13 protein-coding genes are annotated in these 18053 nt (G+C 71.9%); 11 read left to right on the top strand and 2 right to left on the bottom strand.

Annotated features, from left to right (window positions below; translation table 11 throughout):
- Positions 1-12: 12 nt before the first annotated feature.
- Positions 13-4629, bottom strand: coding sequence for a CehA/McbA family metallohydrolase (locus BLV02_RS28855; protein ID WP_069115377.1), 4617 nt, complete (start codon positions 4627-4629; stop codon positions 13-15).
- 385 nt (positions 4630-5014) lie between these two features.
- On the opposite strand from BLV02_RS28855, the gene BLV02_RS28850 reads away from it, so the two are divergent.
- The 11 genes from BLV02_RS28850 to BLV02_RS28800 all read left to right on the top strand — a co-directional run bounded on the left by BLV02_RS28850 (position 5015) and on the right by BLV02_RS28800 (position 16726).
- A complete protein-coding gene (locus BLV02_RS28850; RefSeq protein ID WP_069115378.1) occupies positions 5015-6217 on the top strand; it encodes a dipeptidase in 1203 nt (400 codons plus the stop codon).
- Positions 6214-7863 carry an ABC transporter substrate-binding protein gene (locus BLV02_RS28845; RefSeq protein WP_216094638.1) on the top strand — a complete coding sequence of 550 codons (1650 nt, stop codon included), beginning with the start codon at positions 6214-6216 and terminating at the stop codon, positions 7861-7863. Before BLV02_RS28850 ends, BLV02_RS28845 begins: the two co-directional genes overlap by 4 nt.
- A 58-nt stretch (positions 7864-7921) precedes the next feature.
- Entirely contained in the window at positions 7922-8875 is a 954-nt protein-coding gene (locus BLV02_RS28840; RefSeq protein ID WP_069115379.1) for an ABC transporter permease, read from the top strand.
- A complete protein-coding gene (locus BLV02_RS28835) occupies positions 8872-9759 on the top strand; it encodes an ABC transporter permease (RefSeq protein ID WP_069115380.1) in 888 nt (295 codons plus the stop codon). The genes BLV02_RS28840 and BLV02_RS28835 overlap by 4 nt, the downstream gene beginning before the upstream one ends.
- 3 nt (positions 9760-9762) lie before the next feature.
- The gene (locus BLV02_RS28830; RefSeq protein ID WP_083289304.1) at positions 9763-10938 is read left to right on the top strand and encodes a M24 family metallopeptidase; all 1176 of its coding nucleotides are present in this window, start codon (positions 9763-9765) and stop codon (positions 10936-10938) included.
- Positions 10935-11801: an alpha/beta fold hydrolase gene (locus BLV02_RS28825; RefSeq protein ID WP_069115381.1), complete on the top strand. Its 867-nt coding sequence runs from the start codon at positions 10935-10937 to the stop codon at positions 11799-11801. The genes BLV02_RS28830 and BLV02_RS28825 overlap by 4 nt, the downstream gene beginning before the upstream one ends.
- Positions 11794-12822, top strand: a complete 1029-nt coding sequence (locus BLV02_RS28820; protein WP_141711905.1) for an ABC transporter ATP-binding protein — start codon at positions 11794-11796, stop codon at positions 12820-12822. Before BLV02_RS28825 ends, BLV02_RS28820 begins: the two co-directional genes overlap by 8 nt.
- Positions 12809-13813: an ABC transporter ATP-binding protein gene (locus tag BLV02_RS28815; protein ID WP_069115382.1), complete on the top strand. Its 1005-nt coding sequence runs from the start codon at positions 12809-12811 to the stop codon at positions 13811-13813. The genes BLV02_RS28820 and BLV02_RS28815 overlap by 14 nt, the downstream gene beginning before the upstream one ends.
- Before the next feature lie 14 nt (positions 13814-13827).
- The gene (locus BLV02_RS28810; RefSeq protein ID WP_216094639.1) at positions 13828-15051 is read left to right on the top strand and encodes a dipeptidase; all 1224 of its coding nucleotides are present in this window, start codon (positions 13828-13830) and stop codon (positions 15049-15051) included.
- Between the two features lie 25 nt (positions 15052-15076).
- Positions 15077-15796 (top strand): GntR family transcriptional regulator, encoded by a 720-nt coding sequence (locus BLV02_RS28805; protein WP_069115384.1) that lies wholly within the window; start codon positions 15077-15079, stop codon positions 15794-15796.
- A gap of 81 nt (positions 15797-15877) precedes the next feature.
- Positions 15878-16726, top strand: coding sequence for a hypothetical protein (locus BLV02_RS28800; RefSeq protein WP_069115385.1), 849 nt, complete (start codon positions 15878-15880; stop codon positions 16724-16726).
- A 4-nt stretch (positions 16727-16730) separates the two neighbouring features.
- On the opposite strand, the gene BLV02_RS28795 is transcribed toward BLV02_RS28800, so the two are convergent.
- Positions 16731-18041, bottom strand: a complete 1311-nt coding sequence (locus BLV02_RS28795; RefSeq protein ID WP_069115386.1) for an FAD-binding oxidoreductase — start codon at positions 18039-18041, stop codon at positions 16731-16733.
- Positions 18042-18053: the final 12 nt, after the last annotated feature.

Genomic DNA, 18053 nt, shown 5'->3' with positions numbered 1-18053 from the left:
CGCCAGCAGCCGCTATCCTGCGGCGTCCACCACCTGGAGCACGGGCCGCCCCAGCTCCGCGGAGAAGGTCCAGACCGAGCCGAAGTCCCATCCCATGGCGGCGTACGTCGCCTGGGTGGCGGCCTCGGCGGCGGTGCGGGTGGCGCCGTTCAGGGTGTCCGGCCCGGTCGCCGGCACCGACTGCGTGCGCGCGTCCACCGTCTCCGCCGCGGCGTTGCCGATCAGCGTCGCGGTGTTCCCGGCCAGCACGCGGGCGACGACGCGGTGGGCGTAGCCGGTGGCGACGACGCGGGCGTTGAGCGCCATGCTGTCGCGCAGAGTGGTCCCGGTGTAGGCGTAGCCGCTGATCCCGCCCGCGTTCGCGTTGCCGACGACCTCGACGTGGCCGGTGGCGTAGGTGCGCTCGGTCAGCGAGCCGGCGCCGGTGATGCCGGCCACCCCACCGGCCTGGCGCCCGGCGACGGCGTAGACGGAGGCGGTCGAGTAGCTGTCGCGCAGCTGCCCGTACGAGTACCCGACGACGCCGCCGACGGTCGAGGCGCCGACCATCAGGCCCGACGTCGTCACGCGCTCGACGACGCCGCGGCTGGTGTCGGCCAGGATCCCGACGTTCGCGCCCGCGGTCTCGACCGCCGCGCCGTCGACGGCCAGGTCGTGCACGCGGCCGCCGGCGGCGATCAGCGGGAACAGCCCGCCCGACGACGACGTGAAGCCGGTCAGCCGGTGGCCGGCGCCGTCGAGCGAGCCGGAGAACCCGGTCCGTGCGACGGCGAGCCCGGGACGGCCGCTGAGGTCGAGATCCGCGGCCAGCCGGAACGCCGCCGCAGGGAACGCGGTGAGCTGCCCGAGGTCCGCGGCGGACGACACCAGGTACGCGCCGTCGGTGTCGCGCGGCAGCGACGGCGTCCCCGGCTCCCCCGTGCCCGGCGGCACGTCCTCCGGCACCGACCGCAGCACCGGCCGGCGCCCCTCATCGGACCAGGCCCAGACGGCGTCGAGGTCCCAGCCGAGCGTGTCGCGGAAGAACGCCGGGTCCTGCGCCTGCGCGGCCGTCGCCGTGGCGCCGGCGACGTTGTCCGCGGCCGGCGGGTCGAGCACGGCGGGCACGTCGGCGACGACCCGCTCGGCCGCCCAGTTGTTCGACAACGACGCGGTGTTGCCCGCCAGCACCCGGCCGAGCACCCGGTGCGCCCAGCTCGGCGCGGTCACCGACGGGTTCAGGGCGACGGAGTCGCGCAGCACGGTGCCGGTGTAGCCGTAGCCCGCGAGGCCGCCGGCGTTGCGGGTCGACGCGCCCACCGGCCCGGCCGCGTAGACGCGCTCCGTCGTCGACCCCGCCAGCGCGACGCCCACGACGCCGCCGGCCTCGGTGCCGTAGCTCTGCACGCGCGCCGTCGAGTAAGCGTCGCGCAGCACGCCCGCGTTGTCGCCGACGATGCCGCCGGCCCGTGAACCGGCCGTGACCAGCCCGGTCGTGTAGACGCGCTCGACGGTGCCGGTGTTGGTGTCGGCCAGGACGCCGCCCCGCGCGGTCGCCGCCGCGACGTCGGCTCCGGTGATCGCGAGGTCGTGCACGGTGCCGGCGTTGCCGCCGATCAGCCCGCCGGTCGTGCTGGTGAGCCCGGTCAGCGTGTGGCCGTCGCCGTCCAGGTCGCCGGAGAACGCCTCGACCCGCGCGACGACGCCGGTGAGGTCGAGGTCGGTGGTCAGCCGGTACGACGCGGCCGGGTCGGTCCCGATCTTGGCGAGGTCGTCGGCGGAGTCCAGCAGGTACGGGTCGTCGGCGGTCCCCGAACCGGCCAGCCCCTCCTGCAGGACCACCGCCGGACGCAGCTCCTCGCGCTTGCGCGGGCTGTCCCAGAAGTGCACCCGCACGGTGTCGTGCGCGCCCGCGGTCAGCGGCGGGTCGAACGCGACCCACTGCTCGGCGCCGCGCTCGTCGAGGTCCACCTCCTCCAGCCGGGTGTCCAGCACCTCACCGCCCGGGCCCGAGCGGACCGCCTCGACGGTGACCGTGCGCGGCGCGCCCGGGTGGCTGATCAGGCCGACCCCGTCGAGCGCCGCGTGGCTGACGTCCCACGACCCCGACGGCCGAGCCAGCACGGCCTGGTCGACCAGCCGGCCGTCCGCCGCGTACGTCGACAGCTCCAGGCCGCGCCGGGTCACCTGCAGCGCGGTGCCCTGCTGGGCCTCGGCGGAGCCGAGCGTGACGAACGTGACGCCGTCCACCTCGGTACGCGACCAGACCTCGTCGTGACCGCCCACGTAGAGGTCGACGCCGAGCCGGCCGAGCAGCTCCGCGACCTGCTGCCGCCGCGCGTTCTGGCCCGGGCCGGGCGTCCCCGCGGACCCGAAGAACGACTCGTGCCCGACGACGACGTTCCACGGCTCGTCGGCGGCGTGGATGTCCTCGACCAGCCAGTCCAGCTGCGCGTCGAGGTCCTGGGTGGTGTTGAGGACGGCGATGTGCACGTCGCCGCGGTCGAACGAGTAGGTGGTCTCGCCGGCCGGGCCGCCGCCGGGCAGCGCGTACATGCTGGACGTGATCGCGTTGCGGTCCGGCGAGACCAGGTTGTACTCCAGGTCGCCGTCGCTCTCGGCGTCGCCCACGACCGGCGCGACCTGCAGGTCCAGCCCGGCGTAGACGTGGTCGAAGACGTCCTCCCAGTACTCGCGGTGCACGCCGCTCGCCACCAGGTCGCCGGTCTGCACCACGGTGTCGCCGCCGGGCACCTGCGTGCGGATCGCGTCCAGCGTGCCGCCCCAGAGCCCGGAGCCGAGCAGGTAGATCGGCCGGTTCTGCTTCCCGCCGGCGACGAACGAGCCGCGCACGTCCGACCACGCGGCCTCGTCGGTCGCCCGCGGCGCCGCTCCGTCCACCGCGACGCCGAAGCGGTACTCGTAGCGGGTGGTGTCGCGCAGCCCGGTCAGCGCGAACTCGTGGCTGCGCAGCGGCTGGCCGGTGACGGTGTCCTGGTAGATCTCGCCGGGCTTGCCGATGGTGTTCAGCTCGTACGTCGTGTCGCCGGTGGACGTCAGCACCGGGGCGCTGCGCCACGTGCGGTGGCCGGCCGGGCGGACCTGCGCATACACGCGGTCGACGGTGGCGTCGGTGGTGACGCTGACGCCGGCGGTCCCGGGCTCGGCGCCGACGGCCGCGACGCTGCCGAAGAACTGGAACACCCCGGCCGGGTCGGCGCCGTCCTGGTCGACCTGGAGGCGCAGCAGCTCCGCGCCCACGTTGCCCGCGGCGTCGGTGGCCTTCACGACGACGACGTGGTCGGAGTAGCCGCGCACGGTGAACGCGCCGCCCGCGACCGGCACCACGCCGTTGTCGTCCCACACCTCGTACGTGACGGCGGGCGTTTCGCCGCTGTCGTCGGTCGCGGTCACCGCGGGCAGCGCGACGGTGTCGCCGTAGGCCACGGTCGCCGGCGCGGCCGGGTCGACCTCGACGACCGGCGCGTAGTCGGCGCCGCGGGTCGTGGCGCCGACCCACACCGGCGCGGACACGACGACGTCGCCGTCGGCCTGCGTGGCGACGACGTAGAAGAAGTCCCCGTCGGCGGCCGGCAGCTCCGGCGTCACCCGCACCTCTCGGCCGGACACCGCGGGCGCCTCGTACGCCACCGCGCCGCCGTTCGTGCGCACCTGCACGGACGTGAACGCGTCGGCGCCGTCGGGGTCGGTGAGGCCGATGTCCAGCGCCACCGAGCCGGTGTCCGCGGGCAGGATCGAGCCCATCAGGCGCCCGTTCGCGCCGAACTCCAGCACGGTGTTCTGGTCCTGGGTCGAGTACATGCTGCGCTCGCGCATCGCCCGGTAGACGCCGTCGCGGCTCTTCTCCGCGGCCCAGACCCCGGTGATCGACTCGTCGCCGGTCACCCAGTTCGCGCCGTGCTCGTCGCCGTTCCACACCGGCGCCAGGTGCCAGCCCCGGTCCAGCGCGATCTGGAACTGGGCCAAGTTGGTCGCGTTCTTCACCTCGATGAGGTCGATGCGCTCGTCGACCTCCGGGTCCAGGTGCGCGAACGCGGCGAAGTCGCCCTTGCCGGCCGGGTCCGGGTGGTTGAACTGGGCGATCGCCTCGGGGTCCTGCTTCAGCCGGGCGTAGAACGTCGGCAGGTCGTACTTGAGGTCGCCGGTGGCGGCGCCGAACGACAGCGAGTCGCCCTCGCTGCGCGCCGTCGTGAACCAGTCGGTGTTGAACAGGTTCATGTGGCCGGAGGTGTCGTACCAGGTGATCTCCTCGGCCGGGAGCGTCACCAGGTCGTCCTGCTCGGCGTTGAACGCGTCGGACTCCTCGTGCAGGTAGCGCCACTCGTCGGACACGGCGTCACGCCAGTCGGTGGTGAAGTCGTCGCTGTTGCGCCGGTCGTAGAGCACGTCGTGCTCGGACACGGTGAAGAAGTCGGCGGCGCCGGCCGCGGCGACGTGCTCGAACGCGTCGCGCGGCGTCTCGACGCCGTCGCTGACCTCGGTGTGCGCGTGGAACTCGCCGGTGTACCAGGTGCGGTCCAGGTAGGTCGGCCGGTCCTCCTCCGCCCGCGCCGGTAACGCGACCGCCGAGACGGCCAGCACCAGGGCGGCGACCAACGGGACGGGGACGGATCGGGCGGAGAGCGACACCTGCGACTCCTCGGGACGGACGGCGCGAACGGCACGAAACCGTCCGCCACCGTGCCCGGCCCACGTGACCGGCGCCTGGTGCCCGCGACGACAGCAGGTGACCAGCCGGTGAACTACCGGCCGGTAGACGCCCGGACCGCCCCAATGATCGACAACTCCGAAAAGTGTCCAAATTGTGGGCCAACATTTCGGACGGGTAACGATTCCAGGACGTGACGCAGCGTGTCGATCATGCCCAGAAACGACGAACCCACAGCTCAAGGCGGGCGACCCTACTCATGGAATGCACCGCCGAGATCGTTGCGGCACGGCCAGTACGACTCAAGAGGTCCAACCTCTCGTTATGGTGTGCCCTCAATAGAGGTTGGACCACTTGGAGAAGCCGATGCAGAAACCAGGCGTGCGCTACCGGGGCTACCGCAGTTTCGACTACCTCGAACCGCACACCGACTTCCGCGTCTTCGACCTCGCCCAGGAGATCGGCCGGGTACCGGCGTACGACCTCGGGCTGGACGAGGAGCAGACGCGGCGGGTGACGGAGATCCTCGGCCGTGAGCACGTCATCTCCCTGCACGAGCACCCGAAGATCCTCACGACGGACCCGACGCTGCTGAAGGAGTACAACGGCACCGGCCGCAACGCGTTCGGGTTCGAGGGGATCGCCCGGTCGGGCATGACCGCGTTCTTCGACAACTTCATGAACGGCACCAACACCGTGACGTCCGAGCACGGCTGGAAGTGGAACGACGTCGTCTTCGACCTCGGCCTGCGCTTCGCCGACGTCGCGCAGCAGGACCACGTCGTCCTCGCGCGCACCGTCGCGGACCTGGAGAAGGCGAAGGCCGAGGGGCGCATCGCGATGGTCGCCGGGCTCGAGGCCGCGACCGCGATCGAGAACGAGCTGGACCGCCTCGACATCCTCTACGGGCTCGGCGTGCGGCAGACGGGCATCGCCTACTCGATGGCCAACCAGCTCGGCTCCGGGCTGGCCGAGCCGCAGGACGGCGGGCTCACGCTGTTCGGCGGCCGCGCCGTCGAGCGGATGAACACGCTCGGCATCGCCATCGACATCTCGCACTCGTCGGACCGCACCAGCCGCGACGTCATCGAGCGCTCGTCGGTGCCGGTGTTCATCACCCACGCCGGCGCACGCACGGTCTGGCCGACCAACCGGATGAAGCCCGACGACGTCATCGTCGCCTGCGCCGAGCGGGGCGGCGTCATCGGCATCGAGGCGGCGCCGCACACGACGCTGTCCGAGCAGCACCCGGAGCACTCGCTGGAGTCGGTCATGGACCACTTCCAGTACTGCGTCGACCTGGTCGGCATCGACCACGTCGCGTTCGGGCCCGACACCAACTTCGGCGACCACGTCGGGCTGCACGACTCGTTCACCGGGCACCTCAGCATCGCCGGCGCGCACGGGCACGTGGACCACCCGCGGGTCCCGTACGTCGCCGGCGTCGAGAACCCGGCGGAGAACTTCACCAACATCGTCGGCTGGCTGGTCAAGCACGACTGGTCCGACGACGACATCAGCAAGGTCATCGGTCTGAACATCCTGCGCGTACTCAAGGAGGTCTGGTGAAGGGCACGATCGGACACATCCGCAAGGCCGGCGCGGCGCTCGCCGTCGCGGCACTCGTCGCGACCGCGGGCTGCTCGCTCAACGAGGGCGGCGGCGAGTCCGCCGGCGGCTCGAACGACGGTTCGGGCGAGCAGGCCGGGGGCGCCACGCTGCGCATCGGCACCACGACGGACATGGAGAACTTCAACCCGCTGCAGTCGCTGTCGAAGACGGACAGCTGGATCCTCAACGCCACCTACCCGACGCTGCTGCGCATCGACGAGAACGCGCAGAAGGTGCCGGAGCTGGCCGAGGAGTACACCACCGAGGCCGACGGCAGCGTCGTCGTGTTCCACCTGCGTGACGACTTCGAGTGGTCCGACGGCACGCCGGTGACGGCGAAGGACGTCGCGTTCACCGCCCAGGCGATCATGGACTACCAGCTGGGCAACGTCGCGGCGAAGCTGACCTGGGTCACCGGCATCGAGGTGCGCGACGACCAGACGGTCGCGTTCACGCTGAGCGAGCCGTACGCCCCGTTCGCCGAGGGCCTCGGGTTCTGGATGCGGGTCGTGCCCGAGCACATCTTCAGCCAGGTCGGCGACGTCTCGCAGTTCGCCAACGACACCGACTGGGTCGGCGCCGGCGCGTACATCCTCGAGTCCGCCACCAAGGGCCAGCGCTACACCCTGAAGGCGAACGAGAACTACCCGTACGCCCCCGAGGGCGGCGCCGCCGTCGAGACCGTCGAGTACGTCGTGTACCCCGACGTCAACACGATGATCCTGGCGCTGCGCAACGGCGACATCGACCTCATGGGCACGCCGGTCCCGGTGTCCGCGGTGGCCTCGCTGGAGGGCGAGGAGAACATCGAGGTCGAGACGGTCGGGTCGCTCGGCTTCGCGCACCTCACCTACAACATGCAGAACCCGGTGCTGGCCGACCAGGCGGTGCGGCAGGCGCTGTCGATGGTCGTCGACAGCAAGTCGATCATCGAGACGATCCTGCAGGGCGACGGCCAGGAGATGGTCGGCCCGATCTCGCCGATCTTCGCCGACTACGACAACACCGACCTCGAGGCGTACCCGTTCGACCCCGAGGGCGCCCGCGCGCTGCTCGAGGGCGCCGGCTACACCGACGCCAACGGCGACGGCATCCTCGACGACCTCGCCTTCGAGATGGTCTGCGACCAGTCCAACGCCAACCTCACCCGGGTGGCCGAGGTGGTCCGCGACGACGCCGCCGAGGCGGGCATCCAGATCGACCTCGCCTGCATCGAGCGGAACACGTTCCTCAGCCGGACCCGCGGCGGCGAGTACGACATCGACCTGTCGCAGTGGGGTGTCTTCGACAACCCGATGGACCAGCTGCGCAGCACCTACCTGTCGTCCAACCCGGGCGGGATCAACTACAACCTGGTCGCCGACCCGGAGCTGGACGCCCTGGTGAACGACGCCGCGGTGACGGCCGACCAGGACCAGTTCGTGGAGAAGATCAAGGGCATCGACGCCTACGTGCACGACCAGGCGCTGCTGACCCCGCTGTACGTGGAGAACTTCCGCTTCGCGTACCGCGGCGACCGGTTCACCGGCTTCGACCCGTCGCCGTCGGACCTGCTCGGCATGGTCACCGGCTACTCGCTGTCCCAGGTCACGACGGTCGACTGACCGGCTTCTCTCGCCAATGAGTGTCATGGTCACACACCGGGAGGGTGGGTAGCACACCGTGTTGAGGTATGCCGCTAGTCGGCTGTTCCGCGCGATCCTGACCATCTGGATCGCCGTGACGGTGACGTTCTTCCTGCTGCGGCTGCTGCCGGCGGACCCCACCCTCCTGGTGGTGGAGGGCGACATGACTCCGGAGATGCAGGACGCGCTCCGGAGTCAGTACGGCCTCGACAAGCCGATCCTCCAGCAGTACGTGCTCTACCTGGGCCAACTGGTCCAGGGCAATCTCGGTGTCTCGTTCCGGCAGCTGGTGCCGGTCAGCGAGCTGCTGCTGAACCGGCTGCCGTGGACGCTGCTGCTGGCCGGCTCGGCGTTCGTGCTGACCCTGCTGATCGGCATCCCGCTGGGCGTGAAGGCCGCCGTCGGCCGCGGCGGCATGGTCGACCGCGCCGTGCAGTTCTTCGGCATCACGTCGAACGCGCTGTTCATCCCCAGCGTCGCGATCCTGCTGCTGGTGGTGTTCGGGTCGAACCTCGGCTGGTTCCCGATCGGGCAGGCCATCGACCCGGACACCCGCGGGCTGGCGGCGTACGGCTCGCTGCTGCACCATCTGGCGCTGCCGCTGTTCTCGCTGGTGCTGGTCCAGCTCGGGCCGTACGCGCTGACACTGCGGACGAACATGGTCGAGGTGCTCGGTGAGGACTACATCACCAGCGCCCGCTCGCGCGGCCTCACTCACCGCCGGGTGGTGTGGCGGCACGCGCTGCGCAACGCGGTGCTGCCGGCGCTGATGCTGATGGGCCTGCAGCTCGGCACGCTCATCGGCGGCGCCGTGCTGACCGAGACGGTGTTCGCCTATCCGGGCGTCGGCCGGCTGATCTTCGAGTCGGTGCAGCAGCTGGACTTCCCGGTGCTGCAGGGCGCGTTCGTCATCCTCGCGGTGACGGTGGTGCTGGCCAACCTGCTCACCGACCTGCTCTCGATGGTTCTCAACCCAAGGATCCGCACATGAGCACCGAGCCGCAGTCCCTCGTCGCCGACCCCCAGGCGGCGGCGCTGAGCAGCACCCGGCGCCGTCGCTCCGGAGGCTTCTTCTCCGCGCCGTCCGGCTGGCTGTCGGTGGGCGTGCTGGCGCTGTTCGCGCTGGTCGCGATCTTCGGGCCGTTGTTCGTGGACTCCCCCAGCGGCCTGGGCACCGACATCCTGCAGCCGCCGTCTGCGGCGCACTGGTTCGGCACCGACGACCTCGGCCAGGACGTGTTCGCCCAGGTCGTGTGGGGTACCCGGATCAGCCTGCTGGTGGGTGCGGTGGCGTCGCTGATCGCGATCTGCATCGGCACGCTGCTGGGCCTGGCCGCCGCCTACGTGAAGCGGCTGGACCCGGTCGTCACCACCGCCACCGACGTCATGCTGTCGCTGCCGATGCTGCCGCTGATGATCCTGGTGACGGCGCTGGCCGGGCCGAGCGTCGTCACGCTGATCACCGTCATCGGGCTGCTGTCGTGGCCCGAGGTGACCCGGATGATCCGGGCGAACGGGCTGGTCGTCGCCGCGATGCCGTACATCGACGGCGCCCGCGTGCTCGGCGCCGGCGCGTCGCGCATCATCTCCCGCGAGATCCTGCCGGCGGTCATGCCGCTGGTCGTCGTCAACGTGCTGCTCACCGCGGCCCGCGCGGTCATCGCCGAGGCCGGGCTCTCCTTCCTCGGCATGGGCGACCCGTCGTCGTGGTCGTGGGGCCGCATCCTGCTCAACGCACAGCGCTCCGGGACCATCGCGTCGGCCTGGTGGCAGACGCTGTTCCCGTCGCTGGCGATCCTGCTGCTCGTGCTGGCCGCGACCATCGCCGGCATCCGCTACAACGACTCGCGCGACCCGCGCACCCGAGGAGTGTGACCCGTGCACCTGCCCGACTCGTTCTACCTCGGTGCCCTCGACCGCGTGGTCGAGCGGCTCGGCGCCGACGGCCACGACGGCCTGCTGGTGACCCACCCCGCCGACGTCGCCTACCTCGTGGGGTTCTGCTACGCGGTGACCGAGCGCCCGGTGTACCTGTGGATCGGCGCCGACCACGACCGGTTCGTGCTCGTGCCCGAGCTGGACCGCGAGTACGCCGAGCAGCAGCGCATCCACGCGCCCGTCCAGACCTACTTCGAGTACCCCGGCGTCACCAGCCCCGAGGATCACCTCGCCGGGCTGCTGCGCCACCGCGGCCTCGGCTCCGCCCGCATCGCCTACACGTCGTCGATCTCGGTCGGGACGTTCGACCGGCTGCGCGGTGTGCTGCCGGACGCCACCTGGACGACGACGGACGTCGTCGCCGGGCTGCGGCTGACCAAGGCGCCGGAGGAGATCGCGCTGCACCGGCAGGCCGCGGACATCTGCGACTCCATGCTGGCCGCCGGCCGCGCCTACATCGAGGACGCCATCGCCGCGGGCGGCGAGCTGCCGCGCGAGGGCGAGATCGCCCGCCACGTGATCGGCCACGGCACCGACCTCGTCTACCAGCGCTACGACCACGTGGTGTTCACGACGAAACTGGCCGGCGGGCTGGTCTACGCCGGGCCCAATGCCGCCAACCCGCACGGCCTGCCCAGCAGCCGCCGGGTCCAGCGCGGCGACACCCTGATCCTGTCGCTCGGCGCGGCCGTGCTGAGCCGGTTCGTCGAGAGCGAGCGGACGTTCGTCATCGGCGAGCCGAGCGCGGACCAGCGCCGCTACTTCGAGACCGCCCGCACCGCGCAACACGTCGGCACCGAGGCCATGCGCCTGGGCCGCACCTGCGCCGACGTCAACGCCGAGTGCCTGGGCGTCATCCGCGACGACGGGCTGGGCGAGTACCTGCGGCACCGTCAGGGCCACGGCATCGGCGTGCAGCAGCACGAGGCGCCGTGGGTCGAGGACGGCGACCCGACCCCGCTGGCCGCCGGCATGGTGCTGTCCAGCGAGCCGGGCGTCTACGTCCCCGGCCACGGCGGCTACCGCATCTCCGACACCGTGCTGGTCACCGGCGACGGTCCTGAGCGGCTCACCACCTACCCGCGCACCCTCGAGGAGAACGTGATCCCGGCATGACGACCTCCCGCCTCCACACCGAGACCATCAACGGCGCGCGCCTCGTCATCGAGGAGCTCGGGCCGCAGGACGCGCCGGCGATCGTCGTCCACCACGGCGCGCCCGGCCTGGGCTCGCGGGCCGAGCCGCTGCGCTCGTTCGGCCCGTTCGCCGACGCCTACCGGATCGTGACGTTCGACGCGCGCGGCTCCGGCTCGTCCTCCGACGACGGCCCGTTCAGCCACGAGCAGTGGGTGGCCGACATCGAGGAGATCCGCACCCGGCTCGACCTCGGCGACATCGTCATGGCCGGCGGCTCCTACGGCGGCTTCCTGGCGATGGAGTACACGCTGGCGCACCCGGAGCGGGTCCGGGCGCTGGTGCTGCGCGACACCGCCGCCGACACCTCGCACGACCACCTGGCCGTCGAGCGGGCCCGCGACTTCGACGTCGTCCCGATCGACCCGTGGGCGATCGAGCGCATCGGCACCGGCGGCTTCGCCGACAACACCGAGTTCGAGCGGTACTGGCGGGCCATCCTGCCGCTCTACGACCACAAGTACGACCCCGCGGCGGTCGAGCGAAAGGCGGCGAACACGCAGTACCACTACGCGACGCACAACGCGGCGTTCGGCGTGAACATGCCGAAGTACGACCTCACCGGGCGGCTGCCGGAGATCACCTGCCCGGTGCTGGTCACCGTCGGGCGGCACGACTGGCGCACGCCGGTGCCGGCGTCGGAGCTGATCGCCGGCAGCGTCACCGACGGCCGGCTGGTCGTGTTCGAGCACTCCGGCCACTCGCCGCAGCTGGAGGAGCCGGAGCTGTTCCAGGCGACGGTGCGCGGCTTCCTGCGCGACGTGGGAGTCACCCCTCATGGCTGAGACGATGGTCGCCCCGCCGCGCAAGCCCGCCGAGGGCGCGCCGGTCCTGAGCGTGCGCGACCTCAGCGTCGAGTTCGACACCCGCGACGGCGTCCGGCCGGTCGTGCAGAACGTCAGCCTCGACGTGTACGCCGGGCGCACGCTGGCGGTGCTGGGCGAGTCCGGCTCCGGCAAGTCCGTCACCGCACGCTCCGTCATGGGCCTGATCGACGCGCCCGGGCGCATCACCGGCGGCCAGGTGCTGTTCGACGGCAAGGACCTGGTCACGGTGTCCGCCGAGGAGCGGCGGCTGGTCAGCGGCGAGCAGATCGCGATCGTCTTCCAGGACGCGCTGTCCGCGCTCAACCCGGTCTTCTCCGTCGGCGAGCAGATCGCCGAGCTGCTGCGCACCCGGCGCGGGCTGAGCCGGCGCGAGGCCGCCGCCGGCGCCGTCGAGCTGATGGCGCGGGTGCGCATCCCGGCGGCAGAGCGGCGGGCCAAGGAGTACCCGCACCAGTTCTCCGGCGGCATGCGCCAGCGCGCGATGATCGCCATGGCGCTGGCACTCGAGCCGCGGGTCCTCATCGCCGACGAGCCCACCACGGCGCTCGACGTCACCGTCCAGGCGCAGATCATGGACCTGCTGCTGGACCTGCAGGACGAGACCGGCATGGGGATGATCCTCATCACCCACGACCTCGGCGTCGTCGCCGAGACCGCCGACACGCTGGCGGTCATGTACGCGGGACGCATCGTCGAGCGCGGCCGCGTCGACGACGTGTTCGCCAAGCCCGCACACCCGTACACCCGCGGCCTGCTGCACTCGATCCCACGGCTGGACCGCGAGGACGAGGCGCTGTGGGCGATCCCGGGCTCGCCGCCCACCGTGCTCAGCCGCGTCGCCGGGTGCGCGTTCGCGAACCGCTGCGACGTCGCGATCGACCTGTGCACGACGTCGCGCCCGGACCTCACGCAGGTGCTCCCGGCCGGCCGGGCCAGCGCCTGCCACCGTCACGAGGAGGTGCTCCATGGCCGCGTCTGAGCCGGTGCTCTCGGTCGAGAACCTGACCCGGCACTTCGCCGGTCGCCGCGCCGTCCTGCCCGGACGCCCGGCGCCGGCCGTCCGCGCCGTCGACGGCGTCAGCTTCCAGCTGCACGCCGGCGAGACGCTCGGCATCGTCGGCGAGTCCGGCTGCGGGAAGTCCACGCTGGCCCGGATGATCGTCGGGCTGGAGACGCCGACGTCCGGCGTCGTCCGGTTCCGCGGCACCGACGTCCACGCCGTCCGCGGCCGCGAGGCGCGGGAGCTGCGCCGCCGCGTGCAGATCGTGCTGCAGGACCCGTACACGTCGCTGAACCCGCGGCGCACCGTCCGCGAGCTGCTGCGCCAGCCGTTCGAGATCCACCGCGACCTGCTGCCGCGCAAGCAGCAGGCGGCCCGCGTCGCCGAACTGGTCGAGCTGGTCGGCCTGGACCCGGACCACCTCGACCGGTACCCGTTCCAGTTCTCCGGCGGGCAGCGCCAGCGCATCGGCATCGCCCGCGCGCTCGCGCTCTCCCCCGACGTCATCGTCTGCGACGAGCCGGTGTCGGCCCTGGACGTGTCGATCCAGGCGCAGGTCGTGAACCTGTTCCAGCGGCTGCAGCGCGAGCTCGGGCTGGCCTACGTGTTCATCGCGCATGACCTGTCCGTCGTCCGGCACATCTCCGACCGCGTCGGCGTGATGTACCTCGGCAAGCTGGCCGAGCTGGGCGCGCGCCGCGACGTCTACGACGCTCCGCGGCACCCCTACACGTCGGCGCTGCTGTCCGCCGTGCCGATGCCGGACCCGCAGCTGCGGGGCCGGCGCACCCGCCGGCTGCTCGAGGGCGACCCCCCGAGCCCGGTGGACCCGCCGTCCGGCTGCCGGTTCCGCACCCGCTGCTGGAAGGCGACGGACGAGTGCGCGACCGTCGAGCCGCTGCTCGCCGGCGACGACCGGCACCGTCAGGCGTTCGCCTGCCACCACCCGATGCCTGTCCCCACCGCATGACCACGAGGAGCACTGTGACCACCTCCCCTGCCCCCGCGTACGACGGCTACCGCGCGTACTCGTACCTGAAGGCCGGCGCCGACTACCAGGACTTCCGGCTGGCCGCCGAGCTCGGCCGCGTCCCCGCCTATGACGGCGGGCTGACGGAGGACGAGCGGGCCCGGGTGGCCCGGCTGCTGGCCGAGAACGTCGTGATCTCGCTGCACGAGCACGCCGTCGTGCTGCCGGAGGACCCGGACGACATCCGCCGCTACAACCGCACCGGCCGGCAGCGCACCGGCTACGAGGGCCTGGCGCACTCCGGGCTGACCGCGGTGGTCGACAACTTCATGGCCGGTGCGTCCTGCGTCACCAGCCAGCACGGCTGGAAGTGGGACGACCTGATCTACGCGCTCGGCTTCCGGCTGGCCGACCTCGCCAAGCAGGACTTCGTCGTGCACGCCACCACCGTGCAGGACATCCGCGACGCCAAGGCGGCCGGCAGGGTCGCGCTGATCGCCGGGCTCGAGTGCGCCACGATGATCGAGAACGAGCTGGACCGCATCGACATGCTGTACGGGTTCGGCGTGCGCCAGCTGGGCATCGCCTACTCCCAGGCCAACCTGCTCGGGTCCGGGCTGTCCGAGCGCTCCGACGCCGGCCTGACGCACTTCGGCCGGCGCGCCGTCGAGCGGATGAACAAGCTCGGCATGGCCATCGACATCTCCCATTGCGGCGACCGCACCGGCCTCGACGTCATCGAGGCGTCGTCCGTTCCGGTGATGATCACCCACGCCGGCGCCCGCGCCGTCTGGCCGATCCCGCGGCTGAAGACCGACGAGACCATCAAGGCGTGCGCGGAGCGCGGCGGGGTCATCGGCATCGAGGCCGCGCCGCACACCACGCTGTCCGAGGCGCACCCAGAGCACTCGCTGGAGTCCTTCATGGACCACTTCCAGTACTGCGTCGACCTCGTCGGCGTCGACCACGTGACGTTCGGCCCGGACACCATGTTCGGCGACCACGTGGCGGTGCACCGGACGTACGCGGGCAACTACGCGCACAAGGACGAGAACCGCATCGAGCACCCGCTGGTCGACTACGTCGCCGGTGTCGAGAATCCGGGCGAAAGCTTCCATAACATCACCGGCTGGCTGGTCCAGCACGGCTACTCTGATGCGGACATCGCGAAGGTGCTCGGGGGCAACACCATGCGGGTGCTGGAGGCGGTGTGGCGCTCCACCGATGACGGCCGATGAACACGCACGAGGGTGGTAGTCGATCATGAGGCGGGACTCCGCGGCGCAGAGCGCCCTGTTGCGGCTGCGTCACCTGATCGCGACCGAGTTCGCGCCCGGTGACCGGCTGCCGCCGGAGAAGGAGCTGGCCGAGACGCTCGAGGTGTCGCGGACGACGGTGCGCGAGGCGCTGGTCGTGCTGGCCGCCGAGGACATCGTCACCCGCCAGTGGGGCGCCGGCACGTTCGTGAGCGAGCCGCCGAAGGTGGCGTCGCTGAACATGTCGTCGATCGAGTCCTACCGCGACCGCGTCGGCGCCAGCGGCCGCGTCGTCACGCTGCTGGACGCGTCCTGCGAGCTGATGCCGTCGCCGGCCGCCGCGGCGGCGGCGCTGCAGCTCGAGCCCGGCGCGAAGGCGTGGCACGTGCGCCGGCTGTTCGCCGTCGACGGCGCCCCGTCGGCGCTGATGAGCGAGATCGTCCCGGCCCGGCTGTTCGGCCGGCCGCTCGACCCCAGCCCCATGCTGCGCATCGAGACGTCGCTGTACGAGCTGCTCAACCGGCACACCGCGGGCGCCGCCATGCACGCGTCGACGGAGCTGGAAGCGGTCTGCGTCCACGGTGACGACGCCCGCGCGCTCGACCTCGCCGACGGCGCGCCGGCGCTGCGGGCGACCCAGACCACGTTCGCCCGCCGGGGCGAGCCGGTCGCCCACGGCGTGTCGTTCCAGCGCACCGACCTCGTGCGCATGCGCATCACCAGGTGAGCACACTTTCCCGCTACGACAGGCGCGCATCGGGCCTTGCCCCTATGCTCGTGCCGCCGATCTCACCGCGGGAGGATCATCGTGGCTGGACGCAGCAGGAAGAAGAAGGAGGTCGTCCGGGTCGAATCCGCCCCGGAAGCCACGACCGAGCACTCTGACGACCGACCCACCTGGACACCCACACCTGAGGCGAAACAGCAGGCCACGAAGTTCCGGCTGATCGCCGCCGGGCTCTGGCTGCTGGCCATCGCCGGCGAGGCGTTCGCCATCTTCTGGGTGCTGCGCCAGGACCCCGTCAACATGGTCCTGCTGATCGCCATGATCGTCGTGATCGGCGCGCTCGCCATCGGCGGGTCGCTGCTGTGGAAGCGGGCCAACCGGCTCGATCCGGCGTCGAAGAGCGAACCCACCCGGTTCTTCGTCCAGAACCAGCTCGGCGCGATCATCACCGTCATCGCGTTCCTGCCGCTGATCGTGCTGATCTTCGCCAACAAGGACATGGACGGCAAGCAGAAGGGCGTCGCCGGCGGCATCGCGGTGGCCGTCGCCGCCGTCGCCGTGTACTTCGGCATCGACTTCGACTCGCCCTCGGTCGAGCAGTACACCGAGGAGTCGAACATCATCGAGCAGCTGACCGGCGAGGACCTCGTCTACTGGACCCGCTCCGGCTCGGTCTTCCACGTCTGCGAAGAGGTGCCCGACGTCAACCGCGAGTCGCAGGACGGGCGCATCTACGAGGGCACGGTCGCCGACGCCCACGCCGCCGGCAAGTCGCGGCTGGTCAGCTACTGGCAGCGCGAGGCGATCAACTACTGCGGGTACACCCAGGAGCAGGTCGACGCCGTCGAGGCCGGCACCTCCGGCTCCGGCGACGACGCGACGCCCGGTGACGACGCGACGGCGCCCGCCGAGGACGCCGCCACGCCGTAACTCGTCAGGCGACCGGGAAGGCCTGCCGGAACAACTGGTCCGGGTCGTAGCTCGCCTTGACCGCGGCCAGCCGGCGGCTGGTCTCCGGCGGGTACAGCTCGGCCACGTCGGCCGGGTCGAGCGAGCTCATCAGGTTGCCGTACGCGCCGCGGGTGTGCGGGGCGAGCGTCGCCCAGTAGGCGTCGAACGCCGCGCGCGCCTCCGGCGCCGGTGACAGCGCGATGGCCGACAAGAAGGCCTCGCTGTCGCGGTGGGCGAACGCCGTCTCGGTGCCGGCCACCCGGGCGACAGCGCCGCCGAGCGCGCGCACCTGGCCGACCACCGGCGGGCCGGCGGTGAGCCCGGCCAGGTACCGGTCGATCAGCTCGTCGCTGAGGTCGGTGGTCAGACGGTTGCGCGCCAGCGGCGGCGCTCCGCCCGGCGGCACCGGGGGCGGCGGGGCGAGGATCTCGCCGTACGGCCGTACCCGCAGGTCCAGCACGGACGCGTCGCCGAGCTGGAGCAGCGGCTCGACCACGTTCTCGGCCGCTGCGGCGTCGCCGTGCGCCACGCAGACGCCGACCACCAGCGACTGCGGCGCGAAGCCGTCCGGCAGCAGCACCACCATCGACGTCAGCTCGTCCGGCGCCGCTCGCATGGCATCGCGCCAGCCGCGCAGGACGGTGGCCGCGTCGCCGCGCGGGTAGCCGATGTGACCGAAATACACCTCCGGCACCGGCTGGGCGATCACCTCGAACGCCGTGACGACGGCGAAGGCGCCGCCACCGCCGCGCAGCGCCCAGAACAGGTCGGCGTTCTCGGCGGCGCTGGCCCGCAGCACCCGGCCGTCGGCGGTGACGACCTCGGCCGCCACCACGGAGTCGATGGTGAGGCCGAACCGGCGCACCATCCAGCCGATGCCGCCGCCGAGGATCAGCCCGCCGACGCCGACCTCGGTGGTGTCGCCGGAGGAGATCACCAGGCCGTGCGGTTTCAGCGCCTCGGTGACGGCGGCCCAGCGGGCCCCGGCACCGATGCGGACCAGCCGGCGGTCCGCGTCCAGGACCTCGACGCCGTCGAGCGGGCCGAGGTCGAGCACGAGGCCGCCGTCGTTGGTGGCGAACCCGGGAAAGCCGTGGCCGCCGCTGCGCACCGACAGCAGGAGATCGTGCTCGCCGGCAGCGGCGACGGCGCGGCGGACGTCGTCGATGCTGTGCGCCCGGACGATCACGGCCGGGCTGCCTTGACGCTGGTAGGTGTTGCGGTGGGTGTCGTACGCGTCGTCGCCGGGGCGGATCAGCTCGCCGTCGACGACCAGTGTGGAAACGTCGCTCATACCGGGTCGACG

The sequence above is a fragment of the Jiangella alba genome (assembly GCF_900106035.1).
Lineage (GTDB): Bacteria > Actinomycetota > Actinomycetes > Jiangellales > Jiangellaceae > Jiangella > Jiangella alba.
The sequence above is the reverse complement of the archived record's forward strand: the minus strand, read 5'-3'. Positions and strand labels throughout refer to the sequence as shown.